Origin of the sequence: Thioclava sp. SK-1 (genome assembly GCF_001705665.1) — a bacterium.
Classification (GTDB): domain Bacteria; phylum Pseudomonadota; class Alphaproteobacteria; order Rhodobacterales; family Rhodobacteraceae; genus Thioclava.
On sequence record NZ_MDHA01000067.1, the window covers coordinates 1 to 17,484 of the forward strand.

The 17,484-nt window shown below is 56.7% G+C and carries 18 protein-coding genes and 1 tRNA gene; 14 read left to right on the top strand and 5 right to left on the bottom strand.

Features of this window, described 5'->3' with window-relative positions:
- Window positions 1-215, top strand: a 215-nt coding sequence (locus BFP70_RS15545) for an integrase core domain-containing protein (protein WP_141693229.1), incomplete at its 5' end; no start/stop codon positions are given.
- A gap of 818 nt (window positions 216-1,033) precedes the next feature.
- Here the strand turns inward: BFP70_RS15545 and BFP70_RS15550 are convergent.
- Window positions 1,034-1,119 (bottom strand) — tRNA-Leu (locus BFP70_RS15550).
- Between the two features lie 207 nt (window positions 1,120-1,326).
- Here BFP70_RS15550 and lipB point away from each other — a divergent pair.
- From lipB to BFP70_RS15570, 4 genes are all read left to right on the top strand, one after another.
- Entirely contained in the window at window positions 1,327-2,007 is a 681-nt protein-coding gene (gene lipB / locus BFP70_RS15555; protein ID WP_066012571.1) for a lipoyl(octanoyl) transferase LipB, read from the top strand.
- 122 nt (window positions 2,008-2,129) lie between these two features.
- Window positions 2,130-2,540 carry a cytochrome c family protein gene (locus BFP70_RS15560; RefSeq protein ID WP_066012572.1) on the top strand — a complete coding sequence of 137 codons (411 nt, stop codon included), beginning with the start codon at window positions 2,130-2,132 and terminating at the stop codon, window positions 2,538-2,540.
- 236 nt (window positions 2,541-2,776) lie between these two features.
- A complete protein-coding gene (ctaD, locus tag BFP70_RS15565) occupies window positions 2,777-4,450 on the top strand; it encodes a cytochrome c oxidase subunit I (protein WP_066012573.1) in 1,674 nt (557 codons plus the stop codon).
- 73 nt (window positions 4,451-4,523) lie between these two features.
- The gene (locus tag BFP70_RS15570; protein WP_066012574.1) at window positions 4,524-5,036 is read left to right on the top strand and encodes a DUF2244 domain-containing protein; all 513 of its coding nucleotides are present in this window, start codon (window positions 4,524-4,526) and stop codon (window positions 5,034-5,036) included.
- A gap of 3 nt (window positions 5,037-5,039) precedes the next feature.
- Here BFP70_RS15570 and BFP70_RS15575 read toward each other — a convergent pair whose 3' ends face one another.
- Both BFP70_RS15575 and BFP70_RS20450 read right to left on the bottom strand, forming a co-directional pair.
- Window positions 5,040-5,486 carry a YqaA family protein gene (locus BFP70_RS15575; RefSeq protein ID WP_066012575.1) on the bottom strand — a complete coding sequence of 149 codons (447 nt, stop codon included), beginning with the start codon at window positions 5,484-5,486 and terminating at the stop codon, window positions 5,040-5,042.
- Window positions 5,487-5,595: 109 nt separating this feature from the next.
- Entirely contained in the window at window positions 5,596-5,757 is a 162-nt protein-coding gene (locus tag BFP70_RS20450) for a DUF3008 family protein (RefSeq protein ID WP_083217551.1), read from the bottom strand.
- 346 nt (window positions 5,758-6,103) lie between these two features.
- Here BFP70_RS20450 and BFP70_RS15580 point away from each other — a divergent pair, with 346 nt between their 5' ends.
- Genes BFP70_RS15580 through BFP70_RS15610 form a run of 7 tightly spaced genes read left to right on the top strand, consistent with a single transcriptional unit; the run spans window position 6,104 to window position 12,481 of the window.
- Window positions 6,104-6,997, top strand: a complete 894-nt coding sequence (locus BFP70_RS15580) for an SPOR domain-containing protein (protein WP_066012576.1) — start codon at window positions 6,104-6,106, stop codon at window positions 6,995-6,997.
- A gap of 12 nt (window positions 6,998-7,009) precedes the next feature.
- A complete protein-coding gene (locus tag BFP70_RS15585) occupies window positions 7,010-8,173 on the top strand; it encodes a D-alanyl-D-alanine carboxypeptidase family protein (RefSeq protein WP_141693230.1) in 1,164 nt (387 codons plus the stop codon).
- A 2-nt stretch (window positions 8,174-8,175) separates the two neighbouring features.
- Window positions 8,176-8,787, top strand: a complete 612-nt coding sequence (gene tmk, locus BFP70_RS15590; RefSeq protein WP_066012577.1) for a dTMP kinase — start codon at window positions 8,176-8,178, stop codon at window positions 8,785-8,787.
- The gene (locus tag BFP70_RS15595) at window positions 8,784-9,911 is read left to right on the top strand and encodes a DNA polymerase III subunit delta' (protein WP_066012578.1); all 1,128 of its coding nucleotides are present in this window, start codon (window positions 8,784-8,786) and stop codon (window positions 9,909-9,911) included. The genes tmk and BFP70_RS15595 overlap by 4 nt, the downstream gene beginning before the upstream one ends.
- A gap of 23 nt (window positions 9,912-9,934) precedes the next feature.
- Window positions 9,935-10,741, top strand: a complete 807-nt coding sequence (locus BFP70_RS15600; RefSeq protein ID WP_066012579.1) for a TatD family hydrolase — start codon at window positions 9,935-9,937, stop codon at window positions 10,739-10,741.
- A complete protein-coding gene (locus tag BFP70_RS15605) occupies window positions 10,735-11,550 on the top strand; it encodes an MBL fold metallo-hydrolase (RefSeq protein WP_141693232.1) in 816 nt (271 codons plus the stop codon). Before BFP70_RS15600 ends, BFP70_RS15605 begins: the two co-directional genes overlap by 7 nt.
- Window positions 11,534-12,481, top strand: a complete 948-nt coding sequence (locus tag BFP70_RS15610; protein WP_066012581.1) for an AEC family transporter — start codon at window positions 11,534-11,536, stop codon at window positions 12,479-12,481. Before BFP70_RS15605 ends, BFP70_RS15610 begins: the two co-directional genes overlap by 17 nt.
- A gap of 52 nt (window positions 12,482-12,533) precedes the next feature.
- Here the strand turns inward: BFP70_RS15610 and BFP70_RS15615 are convergent, their stop codons facing one another.
- Together BFP70_RS15615 and BFP70_RS15620 are read right to left on the bottom strand one after the other, a co-directional pair.
- Window positions 12,534-13,364 (bottom strand): arginyltransferase, encoded by an 831-nt coding sequence (locus BFP70_RS15615; protein WP_066012582.1) that lies wholly within the window; start codon window positions 13,362-13,364, stop codon window positions 12,534-12,536.
- Between the two features lie 272 nt (window positions 13,365-13,636).
- Window positions 13,637-14,119 (bottom strand): DUF2852 domain-containing protein, encoded by a 483-nt coding sequence (locus BFP70_RS15620; protein WP_066012583.1) that lies wholly within the window; start codon window positions 14,117-14,119, stop codon window positions 13,637-13,639.
- A 249-nt stretch (window positions 14,120-14,368) separates the two neighbouring features.
- Between BFP70_RS15620 and BFP70_RS15625 the strand changes: the two genes are divergently transcribed.
- Both BFP70_RS15625 and BFP70_RS15630 read left to right on the top strand, forming a co-directional pair.
- A complete protein-coding gene (locus tag BFP70_RS15625) occupies window positions 14,369-17,161 on the top strand; it encodes a glutamine-synthetase adenylyltransferase (RefSeq protein WP_066012584.1) in 2,793 nt (930 codons plus the stop codon).
- Window positions 17,158-17,433 (top strand): hypothetical protein, encoded by a 276-nt coding sequence (locus tag BFP70_RS15630; protein ID WP_066012585.1) that lies wholly within the window; start codon window positions 17,158-17,160, stop codon window positions 17,431-17,433. Before BFP70_RS15625 ends, BFP70_RS15630 begins: the two co-directional genes overlap by 4 nt.
- Window positions 17,434-17,484 lie beyond the last annotated feature (51 nt).

A 17,484-nucleotide genomic window follows, 5' to 3' on the forward strand; every position in this document is an offset into this window, starting at 1 on the left:
ACGCCCTCGCGGAGACGATAAACGGTCTCTACAAAACCGAACTGGTCCATCGCCAGGGTCCATGGCGCAACATGCAGGATCTGGAAATGGCGACGCTCGGCTGGGTCGATTGGTTTAATCACCGGCGCTTGCTCGGCCCTATCGGAAACATACCGCCGGCAGAGGCTGAACAGAACTTCTATGCACAGCGCGACGTGCTCGATATGGTCGCGTGAAATGAAGCTATAGGTCTCCGGTAAACCCGCGGCGGATCAATTCGATGATCTGGTTCAGCGCCCTAACGACCCGCTCGGCGGAGAGCGAGTACTCGACCTCGATGCCCAAGCCTTCACGGATGAAGTCGTCCAGAACGTTCCACCGCGGGAACTGGCACACATTCCAAAGCGATCAGCCGTGAAAGCCAAAGGCCCTACCTCATTCGCAGCCCCCCAAACCGCCAGCGCTTCGGGCTTGTCCCACTTCAACCGCTTTCGGGGCGTTAACCATTGAACTTGAACCTATCGCGTCTCAATGGCTCATTCGCGAACGTTGCGCAGTTGCAGGAAACACGGGCCATAGCGTCAAGTCTTCTTGGCCTTCGTCAATCTGAGCAGCAGGCCGGCGATCTGCTCGTTCTTAATGTCCAGTTTTCAGCTAGCGTTTAATGTCTCACTGACATCCCCCCGACACGCCAGCGCGATGCTGACACTCTTTATCGCCATTTGCACATCGTGGCGCTGCTAATTCCATGTTCGCAGCACAGCTTGACGGCAGGCCAACTGAGCTCTATCGGGCGCAGCACTGCCATGATTTGCGCTTCTATTAATCGGGTCTGCCTCATCGGTATCTTGTCGTTTATCCTGCCTAGAAAATTGACTTCTACATCCCCCTAAGATCAGAGGATTGCCAATGACGCAAAAACCGCGCCTATATGACGAAGTTTACAGAGCTTTGCTCTGGAACAGTGATGCTGTCAGAAAAATTCAGGGCGAAAACTTCCCCAAATCCATAAAAACGCGAGAATTTGCATATCCTGCGGATTATGAAGAAAATTTGGTGCGGTCGAGAAGACTCGAACTTCCACGGGTGTTACCCCACAGCGACCTCAACGCTGCGCGTCTACCATTCCGCCACGACCGCACGATCAAGGCTTGGTGGCGGGTATCTAGCCAAACCAGATCCGATTGGAAAGAGAAATTTTCAGTTTGCCTAGACTTTTTTGCGCCCAGCTCTGTTCTTCCATCACAGCCCCTACATTGGCGCGCATCCGCAAGATTGCCATGATTGCTATTTTACCCCGTGGGCGCCATATCACATGGCGGCATATCACGGATCAGGAGGTGCCCTATGGTCGAATGGATACGTTCAAATCAACTGGTGCCCTACCCCGAGGCACTGCAGATCATGGAAGCCCGCGCTGCAGCAATTTTTGCGGGCGAGGCGGATGAAGCGATCTGGCTGCTGGAACATCCGCCGCTGTATACCTCTGGCACATCTGCCAAACCTGAAGATCTGGTGGATCCTGATCGCTTTCCGGTTTTTGCTGCCGGGCGTGGCGGGCAATATACCTATCATGGGCCAGGGCAACGCATCGCTTATGTGATGTTGGACCTGAACGCGCGCGGCCGCGACATCCGTGCCTTTGTCAAATCGCTGGAGGCCTGGGTGATCGCGGCATTGGCTGAATTCGATGTGCAGGGGGAAATCCGCGACGGTCGTGTCGGGGTGTGGGTGCCCCGCACCGATAAGCCGCCACTGATCACTGGTGCGCTGGCAGAGGACAAAATCGCAGCAATCGGCGTTAAACTGCGCAAATGGGTTAGCTTTCACGGGATTTCGATCAATCTAAACCCTGATTTGAACCATTTTTCCGGGATTGTGCCTTGCGGGATCTCGGATCATGGGGTCACCTCTCTTATGGATTTGGGACGTAATGCGACGATGGGGGATTTGGATGCCGCCCTGAAGGCAACATTTGCACGGGTATTCGACCAAGGTCGTGCCACGGTTACGACGAAAATCCCATGATTTGGGGCTGACGCCTCCCAAGCCCGCATGATATGTCATAAGCTGACACTATAATCTGCATCTTGCAGAGTTGAGCGCGCCTCATAGCATGCGGTGCGTTGCTACCAGATAAGGACCAAGCGATGAAAACTAGCCTGTTCGCCACACTCGCCGCTTTCACACTGGCCGCTCCTGCGATGGCGCAGGATGTTGCCGCTGGTGAAAAAGAATTCCGTAAATGCAAAGCCTGCCACATGATTGAAGCAGCCGATGGCACTAAGATCGTCAAGGGCGGCAAGGTCGGCCCGAACCTTTACGGGGTGATCGGTCGTCAGGTCGGCGGCGTCGATGGCTTTAAATATAAAGACGCGATTGTCGCCGTTGGTGAGACCGGCATGGTTTGGACACAAGAAGATCTGGCCGCCTATATCACCGACCCCAAAGCATGGCTGGTCGAAAAGACCGGCGATTCCGGGGCGGCGTCCGGCATGACCCACAAGCAGCCTAAAATGCAGGCCGAAATTGCCGCATATTTGGCGTCGGTGGCGCAGTAACAGCCCTGTTGACCGGGCGAATCTTTGCCCCATGATTGCCTCCCGTCGTTGCCACGACGGGCGGTTTCCATACCCGCGCCCCTGTGAGAATGAGCGAAAATGCTGCGTATTGGGTATTTTTTGCGATTGGCCAAAGGTCTTTCATTGATGGGCAACCAAATGCACTCTAAAAAGTGAGAAACAGCGGGATCAAGGTTGGGAGACCCAGGCCTGCTGGGAGGAAAGGGAGATCGGAAATGGCAGACGCAGCCGTACATGGCGACGCGCATGATAATCGGGGGTTCTTCAACCGCTGGTTCATGTCGACCAATCACAAGGACATCGGGATACTCTACCTGTTCACCGCAGGGATCGTCGGGCTGATCTCGGTCGCCTTCACGGTCTATATGCGACTGGAACTGATGGAGCCCGGCGTTCAATATATGTGTGCCGAAGGCGCACGCTTCATCGCATCTGAGGCGGAATGCACGCCCAACGGCCATCTATGGAACGTGATGATCACATATCACGGCGTTCTGATGATGTTCTTCGTTGTCATCCCCGCCCTATTTGGCGGTTTTGGCAATTATTTCATGCCGCTGCATATCGGCGCGCCGGATATGGCCTTCCCACGGATGAACAACCTGTCCTACTGGCTGTATGTGGCCGGTGTGGCACTTGGCATTGCGTCTTTGCTGACGCCGGGATCGGTATCCGGGCAGCTTGGCTCTGGCGTAGGGTGGGTTTTGTATCCACCACTGTCGACACAGGCCAAGGGCATGATTTCGATGGATCTTGCGATTTTCGCAGTCCATGTTTCTGGTGCGTCTTCGATCGTTGGTGCGATCAATATCATCACCACATTCTTGAACATGCGTGCCCCCGGGATGACCCTGCACAAGGTGCCATTGTTCGCCTGGTCCGTTTTTGTCACCGCATGGTTGATCTTGCTCTCGCTGCCGGTTCTTGCTGGCGCGATCACGATGCTGTTGATGGATCGCAACTTCGGTACCACGTTCTTTGATCCGTCGGGCGGTGGCGATCCGATCTTGTATCAGCACATCTTGTGGTTCTTTGGCCACCCAGAGGTGTATATCATCATTTTGCCGGGCTTTGGCATCATCAGCCACGTCATCGCAACTTTCTCGCGCAAGCCGATCTTTGGCTATTTGCCGATGGTCTATGCGATGGTTGCCATTGGGGTTCTGGGGTTTGTCGTCTGGGCGCACCACATGTATACGGTCGGCATGTCCTTGCAGCAGCAAAGCTATTTCATGCTGGCCACAATGGTCATCGCGGTTCCAACCGGTGTGAAAGTCTTTAGCTGGATTGCAACGATGTGGGGCGGCTCGATTGAATTCAAGACACCGATGCTTTGGGCATTTGGCTTCTTGTTTTTGTTCACTGTAGGCGGCGTAACCGGTGTTGTCCTGTCACAAGCACCTCTGGATCGGGTCTATCACGACACGTATTATGTGGTGGCGCATTTCCACTATGTGATGTCATTGGGCGCGGTCTTTGCGATCTTTGCCGGGGTTTACTACTGGATCGGCAAAATGTCGGGCCGGCAATATCCCGAATGGGCAGGAAAGCTGCATTTCTGGGCGATGTTCATTGGTTCGAACATGATCTTCTTCCCGCAGCACTTCTTGGGCCGTCAAGGGATGCCACGCCGCTATATCGACTATCCAGAAGCATTCGCGTTCTGGAACTATATCTCGTCGATCGGGGCATTCATCTCCTTCGCATCCTTCCTGTTCTTCATCGGGATCGTGTTCTACACCTTGTTTAAAGGCAAACGCGTCACCGAGAATAACTATTGGAATGAATATGCAGACACGCTGGAATGGACCCTTCCGAACCCGCCGCCAGAGCACACGTTCGAGCAGCTTCCAAAGCGTGAAGATTGGGATCGCAGTCACGCGCATTGACCCGTAGCACAGTCGAACGGCCCCGGAGCATTTCCGGGGCCGTTTTCGTTTCTCAGCCAATTGCGGCGCCGATATGCCCTATGAATGGATCACACGGCCCTCTACCACCGGATCAGAGCGTAACATAGTCGCGCAGCTGCATTTATGGCCGTATCGATCGCTTCCGCGCAAAGGCTTTGTGCTGTTCATTGCTGCAACTTCTGGGCTTCTTAGCCTGCCGCTTTTTGTGGTTTTGGGCACATCAGTTCTTTGGGTGCTCCTGCCGTTTCTGGCGCTGGCTGTTATCATGATATGGATCGCGCTGAACCACAGCTACCGCAGCGGTGAAATCCTAGAAACGCTGACGATCACGCCAGATCACATCAGCCTGACGCACACAGTTGCGGGAAGAACGCAATCATGGACCGCCAATTCCTATTGGGCAGAACTTCATTGTCGCGACACCGGCGGGCCAGTGGAAAATTACCTGACCTTTTTGGGCGGTCCGCGTGAAGTAGAGCTGGGAAGATTCCTGACGTCACAAGAACGTCGTGCGCTGTTTGACGATATCAGGCGGAAATTGGCGCAGGCCAAAGCGCCGCGCTAAGCCTTATCCCGCCCAGCCCAAAGCCTGTGCTGTGATAAAGGCCAACACCAGATAACGCCCTGTTTTCGCGATAAATACCATCGGAATAAACAGGCCCAGATGCAGCCTCAGCACGCCGGCCACCAAACAGACCAGATCGCCGCCGGGCGCCCAAGTCATCAGCAAGATCCAAAACCCCCAGCGTTCAAACCAGCGGTGCCCACGCTCCAGTTGCTTCTCGCTTGCAGGAAACCATTTGCGCCCACGCCACCGGTTGATCCCGCGCCCCAACGCATAGGTTATCATCGCACCCAAGGTGTTTCCGACCCCTGCGATCAGCACCATTTGCCACAAAGCCACATCGCCGCGTGCCTGCACGGCGACGAAAACAATTTCCGACTGCATTGGAATCGGCGTGGCAGCCAAAAGCCCAGAGACAAATAGGCTGGTTAGAGATCCGAGTTCTTCCATACAGCCCCTTGGTTCGACGCATTCAGACGGTCTGTCATGACCTACCTAGGCATGCTACCGGCAAGTGTCGAATTTTATATGAAGCTTTGGGCCGCAGTCGCCGCGTAGATTAACCAAGCGGAAGGCCTGCAAATTCTTCCAGCTCTCGCTCTGTCAGCATGTCATACATGACCCGGGCTTCGCCGCGCAGCTCATCCGTGCTGATTTTCCCGCGACGCACCATAAGCGCGGCGCGCGCAGCCTTAGCCGTTGTTTTCAATGAACACTGCATTCCGATACTCCTTACTGATAATGACTATAAGAAGATGGGGAGTTTCAGACGCAGCGCAAAAACACCATTGCGAGAGCCTGCCGTTACGACAGCGGTTTGTCGCGTTTTTCCGCGCAACGACCTATAAAAATCACCGCTGGTCACGAAAAACTGAGGGGCTGTAAGCCCAAATTCACACCGTCCCTCGCCACGGTGCTTTTCTTGTAGCCGCGCTTTGGATACTGTCATGTCCAAAGACAGCGTCGGCAATAAGGCGCAGACCATGCGTATATGCAGTCGGGCCAACCCGATGCAGGCGCACGAGAGGATGTTACGCAGGGGCAGCCCTGTGCAGAAAGGGGCATGAATGAGCACGCGCAATCTGATGGTTTGCAGCTTTTTGTTGGGCACAGCGATTGTTCTGACAGGCTGTAAGCCGGGCGAGAACGGATTTAACCTTATGAAGAAACCCGACGGTGCGGCACAGCCTGCAACCTCGGCGCGGATGGTTGAACGCGATGTCGAAGCCCCCGATGTGTTCTCGGTTGATGAAGACGGGCTGTGGGATGGCCGGCCCTCGCTAGGCGGCGTTTGGGTGGCACATCCCAGCGTCAAAGACCCCGAACGTGTGATCATTCGCAACGATGCCAACGGAAAATTCGTCATTGGCGCCCTGTTCCGCCGAGAGCGTGAGAACCCCGGTCCAAAATTGCAAGTGTCCTCCGACGCGGCAGAGGCCCTAGGAATGCTGGCGGGTGCACCAACCAAACTGTCGGTCGTGGCGCTGCGCCGCGAAGAAGCCCCCGCACAGGATGCGCCGCTTGTCACCGATCCTGTCGTGGCCGCGCCTGACGCCGTTGAAACGACGGCTCTGAAGGCCGAAGTTATTGAAACAAGACCTGTTTCAGATGTAGCCAAAACTGCAGCAGGTGCCATTGCCGTAGCGCAACCTGCGCCCAAACCGCAGGCGAAACCTACGCCACCTGCCCCGGCAGAAAAACCAGCAGCGCCGAAACCTGCTGCAACCAAAGGCAATATGTTTGTGCAGATTGGTATTTTCTCGGTTGAGGCAAATGCCAAAGGTGTGGCCGATAAAATGTCTAAATCCGGCGTCGTCACCCAGACCATTGCCGAAAACTGGCAAGGTAAGAAATTCTGGCGCGTGGTTGCGGGGCCTGCAGCCTCGTCCAGTGATCGCAACGCGTTGCTAAATAAAATCAAGGGCCTGGGCTATACTGATGCCTATGCCGTCTCGAAATAAGGAGCGACACAGATGCACATTAAGCGCCTGATCATCGGAGTCGCCATGACGGTGATGTCGGCTTGGCCTGCACATGCGTTCGATACCAATGCCTCGGCGGCCTGGGTCTATGATATGACCACGAAAACCGTGTTACTGGAAAAGAATGCCGATATTCCGCTGCCACCCGCGTCCATGTCGAAGCTAATGACATTGAACCTGCTGTTTGAGGCGCTGCAAGATGGCCGTGTCAGCATGGATACCACGTTTTCGGTCTCCCCCACCGCGCAGGCGATGGGCGGGTCAACGATGTTCTTGAACACGACCGATCGGCCGTCGGTGCAAGATCTTATCCACGGTATCATCATCAATTCGGGCAATGACGCCTGTGTGGTGGTGGCCGAAGGTTTGGCCGGATCCGAAAGCGCCTTTGCCGAGCTGATGACAAGCCGCGCCCATCAATTGGGGATGAATGATTCGATGTTCGCCAATGCCTCTGGCTGGCCACATCCGGGCCAACGCATGTCGATGCATGATTTGGGCGTTTTGGCCACGCGACTGATCGAACAATTCCCGGAATATTATCCGATCTTTTCGCAGACCACGTTTAACTACAAAGATCGTGCGCCGGCCAATAAAAACAACCGCAATCCGTTGTTGCAAATCCGCGCGGCGGATTGGACCGCCGACGGGCTGAAAACCGGCCATACGTCGGAAGCGGGATATGGGCTTGTAGGGTCTGCCGTTATGGGAGAACGCCGGATTGTCTTTGTCATTTCTGGCCTGACATCTGAGGGGGAGCGCGCGCGAGAAGCGGAATCCATTGCCAATTGGGCCTTTCGCCAATTTGTTTTGAAAACCCTTGTCACGAAAGACACTCGTTTGGCGCAAGCCCCTGTGTGGTTGGGTGAGACAGATACCGTAGGACTTGTCCCTGCCGAAGATCTTGAACTGCTGATCCCTGCTGCATTGCAAGACGGGGTGGAGGCCGAAGCAGTATTCACCAGCCCGATTGCCGCGCCCATCGCCAAAGGGGATAGATTGGGTGAATTGGTGCTGACTATTCCGGGGTTGGACAGTGAAAAACGCGTGCCATTGGTTGCACAAAACGATGTCGCAGCTGGCGGTTTCATGACCCGTGTGAAAGCGGCGATGGGCCGTTTGACCGCCAAGGCAATGGAAGCAGCGAATAGCTAACGATGTTTATCAGCTTTGAGGGGATCGACGGGTCCGGCAAATCAACGCAGGCGAAACGGCTTGCTCAGGCGCTGCGAGAATCGGGGCGCGATGTCGTCTTAACCCGTGAGCCCGGCGGCTCCACCGGGGCCGAGGAAATCAGGGCGCTGGTGCTGCAAGGCGATCCTGACCGCTGGTCCGCCGAAACGGAGCTGTTGCTGTTCACCGCCGCGCGCCGCGACCATATGGAACGGCTGATCGCGCCTGCGCTGACGGCTGGAAAATGGGTGATTTGCGACCGGTTTGCCGACAGTACGCGCATGTATCAGGGCCTGTCGCGGGGCGATCTGCGCGGCCATGTGGACAAGTTGCATCAGATGATGATCGGGCGCGAACCCGATCTGACATTTCTGATCGACATTGATCCGACCGTGGGGCTGTCACGCGCCAAAGCCCGCAACGGGACCGAGGAACGGTTCGAAGATTTCGGCCTGGAATTGCAGAAAAAAATGCGTGCAGGTTTCCTGGCGTTGGCGGCGCAGTTCCCCGAACGGTTCCGGCTGATCGATGGCGCGCGCGATGCCGATGCCGTGGCCGCTGATGTGCTGCATCATGCGTTGCAGGCCTGCGCATGAGGGCGCCGAAAAAATCTGCTGACCCTCTGCCCGATCCTTGCCAGATAGACGGCGCGCCCCATCCGCGCGAAACCACCACTCTATTTGGCCATGATGCAGCACAGGCGCAGTTTCTGGACGCCTTTACCACGGGCCGCTTGCATCATGGGTGGATGCTGGTGGGGCCGCGCGGCATTGGCAAAGCGACATTGGCGTGGCGCATCGCAAAATTCCTGCTGTCGCAGCCTGATGACGACGGGGGCATGTTCGCCCCGCCACCGCCGACCGATCTGTCCAGTGATCCTGACCACCCCGCCGTGCGGCGCATTTTGGCAGGATCTGAGGCCGGTGTGTTTGAACTCAAACGCGGTGCCAATACCACAGGAACCGGATTGTCGCGCGATATTCGTGTGGATGAGGTGCGCAAGCTGAAAAGCTTTTTGCATCTGTCTGCGACAGAGGGTGGACGGCGTGTGGTGATCATTGATTGCGCGGATGAGATGAACCCGCAAGCCGCCAACGCCCTACTGAAACTGCTGGAAGAACCACCCGAGCGGGTGACATTCTTGCTGATCGCACATCAGCCGGCGGCGCTGTTGCCCACAATCCGCTCAAGGTGCCGCGAATTGCGTCTGACCACCGTCCAACCTGAAGATATGGCATTGGCGCTGCAAGCCGCCGATGCGCTGGACCCTGATGCCGATACGATGGCACTGGCGGCATTGTCATCTGGTTCAGTGGGTGAGGCAATCCGGCTGACGCAAATGGATGGTTTGGCGGCCTATTCCGCGCTGATCGACCTTATGTCCACGCTGCCGCGGTTGGATCGCCCACGTGCGATTGCTCTGACCGATGGGTTGGCTGGCAAGAAAAATGAGCCGCGCTTTGATCTGCTGTTGGATTTGCTGGACTTATTTTTGGCCCGCACAGCACGCGCAGGGCTTAGCGGACCGCCACAGCCGGAGGCGGCGAAAAATGAATCGCAATTATTGGCGCGCTTATCGCCTGACGGGCATTGGGCGATGGTCTGGGCACGGCTGCATCAAGAGAGTGGGGCGCGTGCGCGCCATGGTCGGGCGGTCAACCTTGACCCTGCCGCGCTGGTGTTGGATATGATCTTACGCATCACATCAGCGGTTGCTTAGCGCATACTGGGAAAGGACGTTTCATGGCCGAGATCACCCCGGAAATCACCGACAGCCACTGCCATCTGGATTTCCCTGATTTCGATGCTGAACGTCCACAGGTGATCGAACGCGCCTTGGCGGCCGGCGTGACGCGTATGGTAACGATCTGCACCAAGCTGCGTCTTGAACCGCAGGTCCGTGCCATCTCTGAAGAATTTGCCCCGGTGTTTTACGCCGCAGGCACCCATCCGATGTCCGCACAAGAGGAACCGATGACATCGGTTGAAGAGCTGCTTACGCTATCAGCCCATCCCAAATTTGTGGGTTTGGGCGAAACCGGGCTGGATTATCACTATACCGCTGACAGCGCCGATGTTCAAAAAACATCCCTGAAGCTGCATATAGAGGCTGCGCAGCACAGCGGACTGCCACTTATCATACATTCGCGCGACGCGGATGAAGATATGGAACACATCCTGTCAGAGGGTCTGGCCAAGGCACCCTTTGGCTGTGTCATGCATTGTTTTTCCTCTGGTCCACGTTTGGCCGAAGCGGCATTAGAGATGGGCTTCTATCTGTCCATGTCGGGAATCACTGCTTTTCCGCGTTCCAAAGACCTGCGCGCAATTTTTGCCAAAGCGCCGATTGACCGGATTTTGGTGGAAACCGACAGCCCCTATCTGGCACCGCCGCCCCATCGCGGCAAACGCAACGAGCCAGCGTTTTCGGCCCATACCGCACGCGTCGGCGCCGAGGTCTTTGGGCTAAGCTACGCTGATTTCGCCGCCCAGACCCAGATCAATTTTGACAGGCTGTTCGCCAAAGCCGCCGGTTGGTCAGCATCATGACGCTGCGCTTTACCATATTGGGATGCGGGTCTTCCGGTGGTGTGCCACGCATCGGCGGCAATTGGGGGGCCTGCGATCCGGCCAACCCGAAAAACCGGCGGCGGCGTTGTGCCATGCTGGTGCAGAGATTTGGTGCCAAAGGCAGCACAGATATCTTGATCGACACCGGCCCGGATTTGCGCGAACAGCTTTTGTCTGCCGAAATTGGCGCGTTGGATGGCGTGGTTTATACCCATGCCCATGCCGATCATATCCACGGCATTGATGACCTGCGCCAAGTGGTATTCAACATGGGGCGCGTGTTGCCCGTTTGGGCGGATCAGGACACACAGGATCGGTTGCTGGGTTCGTTTGGCTATGCTTTCGTGCAGCCCGCCGACAGCAATTACAAACCCATCTGCACCTTGAACGCGATCCGCGACACGGCTTTCACCATTCATGGTGCGGGTGGGCCGATCCGCTTTCAGCCTTTCCGTGTGGTGCATGGCAATATTGATGCGCTTGGCTTCCGCATTGGCGATCTGGCCTATCTTCCTGACGTATCGGCCATTCCCGCCCCCGCATGGCCACATCTGCAAAATCTGGATTGCTGGGTCTTGGATGCACTGCGCTACACGCCGCATCCAACCCATGCGCATTTGCAACAATCACTCGATTGGATTGCGCAGGCGGGCGCACGTTCGGCGGTGCTGACCAATATGCATATCGACCTTGACCATGATCGGTTGGCGGAGGAGACGCCCGATCACATTCGACCCGCTTATGACGGGCTAAGACTGGAGTACTCCTCTTATGACTGCGCTGATTGACGTTATCCTTCCGGTCTTTTTGTTGATCGGATTTGGCTATCTGGCCACATGGCGTGGGTTGTTTTCCGACACCGCCGTTGATGGGCTGATGCGCTTTGCACAGACATTTGCGGTGCCTGTGCTTCTGGCGCGCTCTATTGCCCGGCTGGATCTGGGTGCAAGCTTCGATCCAGGGTTGATGATCGCCTTCTATGCCGGAGCGCTATTGTCATTTGGCTTGGGAATAGCAGGTGCGCGCGCGATGGGCCGGCGCCCGGATGAAGCCGTGGCAATCGGCTTTTGTTGTTTGTTTTCCAACTCGCTGCTCTTGGGTGTGCCGATCACAGAACGCGCCTATGGTGCCGATGCGCTTTCGGGTAATTTTGCAATTATTTCAATTCATTCCCCACTGCTTTACACATTGGGTATCGTGGCAATGGAGTGGGTCCGTTCGGCCAATTCCGGGGCCAGCCTTGGCCGCGTGGGGATGAATGCGTTGATTGGTGTGTTCCGAACACCGATGGTGATCGGCATTCTATGTGGCTTTGGTATCAAGATCTATCAGGCGCTGACCGGTCTGAACTTACCCCACCCGGTATGGGAGGCGATGGACACGATGGCGGGGGCCGCAATCCCTGCCGCACTGTTTGGATTGGGCGGTGTTCTGGTGCGCTACCGGCCCGAAGGCGACGCAAAAGCCATTGCGATGGTCACCGGGTTTTCGCTGCTTCTGCATCCCGCGATTGCCTATGCCGTTGGCCGCTGGGGCTTTGATCTGAACACAGATCAGATGCGTTCGGGTGTGTTGACAGCTGCCATGGCGCCCGGCGTCAATGCCTATATTTTTGCCAATATCTATGGGGTGGGACGCCGGGTTGCAGCCTCTGCCGTGCTGATCGCAACGGCAGGATCAATTGTCACAATCTGGGGCTGGCTGGCGATATTGCCGTAGCTGGTGCGCACAGTCGCGGGACGTTGCCATGTGACAGGACGCGGCCTGCGGCTTAACTGCGTGTGGTATCGGGTAGATCAATCCGTGCCACCTGCTCTGCAATCGGATCGACCGACAGGGGATGTGTCTCGCCTTCATGCGAATCCGGGTCTCCGATATCGGTCCAGGCGCCATTCTTGAAAATCTCAAGCCCAGAGAATTTCGCCTTATATCCCATTTTCTTAGACCCCGGCACCCAATAGCCCAAATAGACATAAGGCAGGTTCGCCCGCCGGGCGATGTCGATATGATCCAAGATCAGATGTGTCCCAAGGCTGTGTTTGATTTTATCAGGATCATAGAAGGAATAGACCATCGACAGCCCATCATCGAGCACATCTGTCAAACATACGGCGGTCAAGGCACGGGTAGATCCGGGGGCATCGCGCGCCTCCCGATATTCAATCACCCTGGATTTCACCGGGGTTTCTTCGATCATCGCAGCAAATTCAAAAATATCCATATCCGCCATGCCGCCATCTGCGTGGCGCGAATCCAAATACCGCCGAAACAGTCCGAATTGTTCTTCGGTGGCCCAGGGGCTGGTCGCGGTGCGTTTTAGCCAGCCATTGCGGTTCAGAACCTTGCGCTGTGTGCGTGTGGGTTGGAAATCCGCCACGCGGATCCGCGCCGACAAACACGCCATACAATCTGCGCAAGACGGACGATACAGCACATTTTGCGACCGTCGAAACCCTTGACGCGACAGCGCATTATTCAGCTTCTCCGCGCCTTCACCTTGTAATGCGGTAAACAGCTTACGCTCTGCGCGCCCGTCCAAATAGGGACAAGGCTGAGGCGCGGTCACATAAAACTGCGGAGCAAGCGGAAGCGAGTGGCGCATAGGTAAGTATATCGCGAAGCTAGGGAAAGGACGATTTTTGGCATCAAAGCTGCCAAGAAGCTAACAACTTCGGGCAAAGCAGCCAAGCCCCGTTTTTACAACATGGGAAAACCCCGTCCTTTTACAAGTTCGGGGCCAGTATTGTTCAATATTTTCAGCAAAGTGTTAAGCGCAGTGCGATTTATGCCGCTTTTCTTGGCAATCATCTGTTTGAGCGGCGCCCCGCAGGATTTGGCCAAGGCCGCGTCGGCGCCCTTGGCAAGGCGATATGATCAATCTGCCGCGGGTTTTTCACGTGGCTGAGTATCAAAATCCTGCGAAGCAGGGACGTCCTGAGCCGCCGCTTTGGCTCGATCTTCCATATATTGGTCAAACTCGGCCTTATCGCGGGCATCACGCAGACGGGTCAGGAAGGCTTCAAAATCATCTTGCTCTTGCTCCAGACGAGCAATCGTGTCCAGCTTATAAGCATCAAAGGCCGCATTTCCTGACGAACGGCTCATATTGAACTGGCTACGCGCCTGCCCCCAATTCGGGCCACATTTGCGCGTCACGTGGTGCGCATCGCGGAATTTGCGCTTGAACCGGCCGGTGACCAGCATGAAGCCCAGAACCAGCAATCCAAGCGGGCCGGCGAAAATGAACGTGCCAATCATAAGCACAATCCACGCCATTCGCCCGTGCTGATCCATCCAGTCAACAGCGCGCCGGATCGGACCTTGCTGCAACTCGGGATCAGAAGAAACGTAAGACATGACAACCTCCAGTTGGTGATGTGAATTCCTTTCACATACCCAAGATGGGACTCCGCATCCCGCTGCGCAAGGGGCAATGTAAAACATTTTTACATACCGCCACTTCAGAAGAACCGGCACGATAGGACCCTCACGCTCCGACCCGTATCATAGTCCTGGAACGAATGTCGGGCGGCGCGAAAAGATCGTTAAGATCCATAACACTAAGGCCCATCTTGACGTGGGTATCCACACGGCTACTGTCCTTGCATGACACTTGCATCCCGCCTGACCCGCTGTCCGTTACCTTTTGACCCTGCACTGGGGGCCGAGGCGCATATGCGCTACAGTGACCTTGCCCCGGAACTGGCTGCGCTGATTGCCGGAACTGCCGGATGCAGTCCCTATCTGAACACCCTATTGGTGCGCGAGGCTGATTGGCTGCGCGCCGCGCTGGCGGACACACCCGAAGCGGCGACAGCACAGGAATTGGACCGGGTGCGCACGCTGGAATTGCCCGATCTGAACAGCGAATTGCGCCGCGCCAAACGCCGGATCGCGCTTTTATCTGCACTCGCAGATCTGGGCGGTGTCTGGTCGCTTGAGCAGGTTACGCAGACTTTGAGTGATTTCGCAGATGCCGCTGTCGATATTTGCGTCAAAAACCTGATTTCCGAAGAAATCCGACGCAAGAAACTGCCCGGCATGACGCAAGATGATGCGCAGACCGCGGGCGGGATGGTTGCGCTTGCGATGGGAAAAATGGGCGCGGGGGAGCTGAATTATTCCTCTGACATTGATCTGATTTGCCTGTTTGATCAGTCGCGGCTGGACCCTGATGACCTGCTGGAGGCGCGCTCGGCCTATGTGCGGGCGACCCGCAAAATGAGCCAAATACTGTCCGATGTCACAGCCGAGGGCTATGTGTTTCGCACCGATTTGCGGCTGCGCCCTGATGCCAGCGCAACGCCAGTGTGTTTGTCGATGGCCTCTGCCGAATTGTATTATGAGGCAGAAGGACGCACCTGGGAACGTGCCGCCTATATCAAAGCGCGGGCTGCGGCAGGCGATGTGGTCGCCGGTCAGGCGTTTTTACGCACGCTGCGCCCCTTTGTCTGGCGCCGCCATCTGGATTTTGCCGCCATTCAGGACGCCCATGATATGCGCCTGCGCATCCGCGATCACAAAGGGCTGCATGGCGATATCAACGTGCCCGGCCACAATATGAAACTGGGCCCGGGGGGCATCCGCGAGATCGAGTTCTTCACCCAGACCCGGCAGCTGATCGCAGGCGGGCGCGACAGTGACCTGCGTGGCCGCACCACGGTTGGCGGATTGGCCGCGCTGGCGCGCAAAAGCTGGGTGCCAGACGATATTGCGCTTTCCCTGACGCAGCATTACCGCGCCCATCGTGAGGTGGAGCATCGCTTGCAGATGGTCAATGATAGTCAGACCCAAACGCTGCCCACCAGTGCCGAAGGTTTGGCACGGATCGCCGCGATGATGGGTGAGGGCGACGCGCAGCGTTGGGCCGACCAATTGCGCGCCCGGCTGCAAGAGGTGGAACAGATGACGGGCGAATTTTTCGCCCCCACCCCTGCCCCTGCCCGGCCCAAAATCGATGACCGCGCCACGCAAATCATCACACGCTGGCACAGCTATCCTTGTTTGAAATCCGAACGTGCCCGGGTGATTTTCGCGCGACTGGAACCGGAGCTGCTGTGCCGGATGAAGCGGGCGGCAAATTTCGATGAGGCCCTGCTGCAATTTGACGGGTTTCTGAAGGGGTTGCCCGCGGGTGTGCAACTGTTCTCATTGTTTGAATCGAACCCGGTGCTGATCGATCTGATCGTCGATATCTGTGCGACCGCACCGGCGCTTGCCAGCTATCTGTCGCGCAATTCTTCGGTTTTGGATGCCGTCTTGGGGGGCAGTTTCTTTGAGCCATGGCATGGGATTGCTGCGCTGGAAGATGATCTGGACCATGCGCTAAGTGTCGCGCAAGATTATGAACGACAATTGGATGCCAGCCGCGCCTGGGCCAAAGAATGGAAATTCCGGGTGGGGGTGCACCACCTTCGCGGGTTGATCGATGCAGAACAGGCCGCGCATTATTACGCCGATATTGCGGGCGTGGCGATGGAACGGCTTTGGCCGCTTGTTCTGAATAACTTTGAGGCCCGCCACGGGGCCGCACCCGGGCGCGGTGCTGTGCTGCTGGGCATGGGCTCACTGGGCGCGGAACGGTTGAATGCAGCGTCGGATTTGGATTTGATCGTGATCTATGACGCGCAGGGCGACGAAGCATCACAGGGGCGCAAACCCCTGTCGACACGAGCTTATTATGCACGATTAACGCAGGCAATGATCACCGCCGTCACCGCGCCAATGCCGCAGGGCAGATTATATGAGGTCGATATGCGGCTGCGCCCCTCGGGGCGGCAAGGACCGGTGGCGACATCGCTGCAAAGCTTTACCAATTATCAGATGACCGAAGCATGGACATGGGAGCACCTGGCTTTGACGCGGGCGCGCCCAATCGCTGGTCGCCCCGGTTTGGCCACGGATCTGGAGGCCACACGCCTGGAGGTCTTGACCAGCCGAGGGACAGACCCAAGGGTGCAGCCTGATCTGGCCGAAATGCGCGCGCGCCTGTTCGCTGCCAAACCCGCCACATCCCCGTGGGAAGCCAAGAACGGCCCGGGCCGGCTGCAAGATCTGGAGCTATTCGCGCAATGTCTGGCGCTGCGCACGGCACGTCCCCAACGCCAGGTCAAAGCGCAGCTAAGCTGCGGTGCCAAGGCCGGGCTTATCACCACCCAAACCGCGCAAACCCTCAGCCAGAATTACGACATCTTATGGCGGCTACAGGCTGCAACCCGCTTGCTGACCGAAGAAGGTCTGGATATGGACGCCATCGGCGAAGGCGGTCGCAGCTTTGTGTTACGCGAATGCAATGCCGCCAGCCTTGAGGAATTGGCCAAGACCCTTCACGATGTGACATCGCAGACCGCGCAGATCATTGAGGAGGCATTGGTAGCACAATGGGACGACGAATTATGAGCCTACAACAGGCCGACCCCAAAGGGTTGATCCGCGAAAGTTTTCGTATCGACGGTATCTCGGACGCAGAATGTCGTTCGATTTTTATGGATTGGGCCCTGTCTTTGCCACCCAACTGCGACTCGGTTGAGGCGATGCGCACCGTCCTTGTCAGCTATGACGCACCCAACGGGCATCCGATGACGCAGCTGCTGAATGATGGTTTGGTCCAATCCACACAGCCTGCACGGCGCACACGCCGCGCTGCGCGCCCCTCCTCCCATCAAAGCTAAGCAGGAAAACAGCGTATAACAGACGATTTTTGGCGCCATTAACCTAATCAC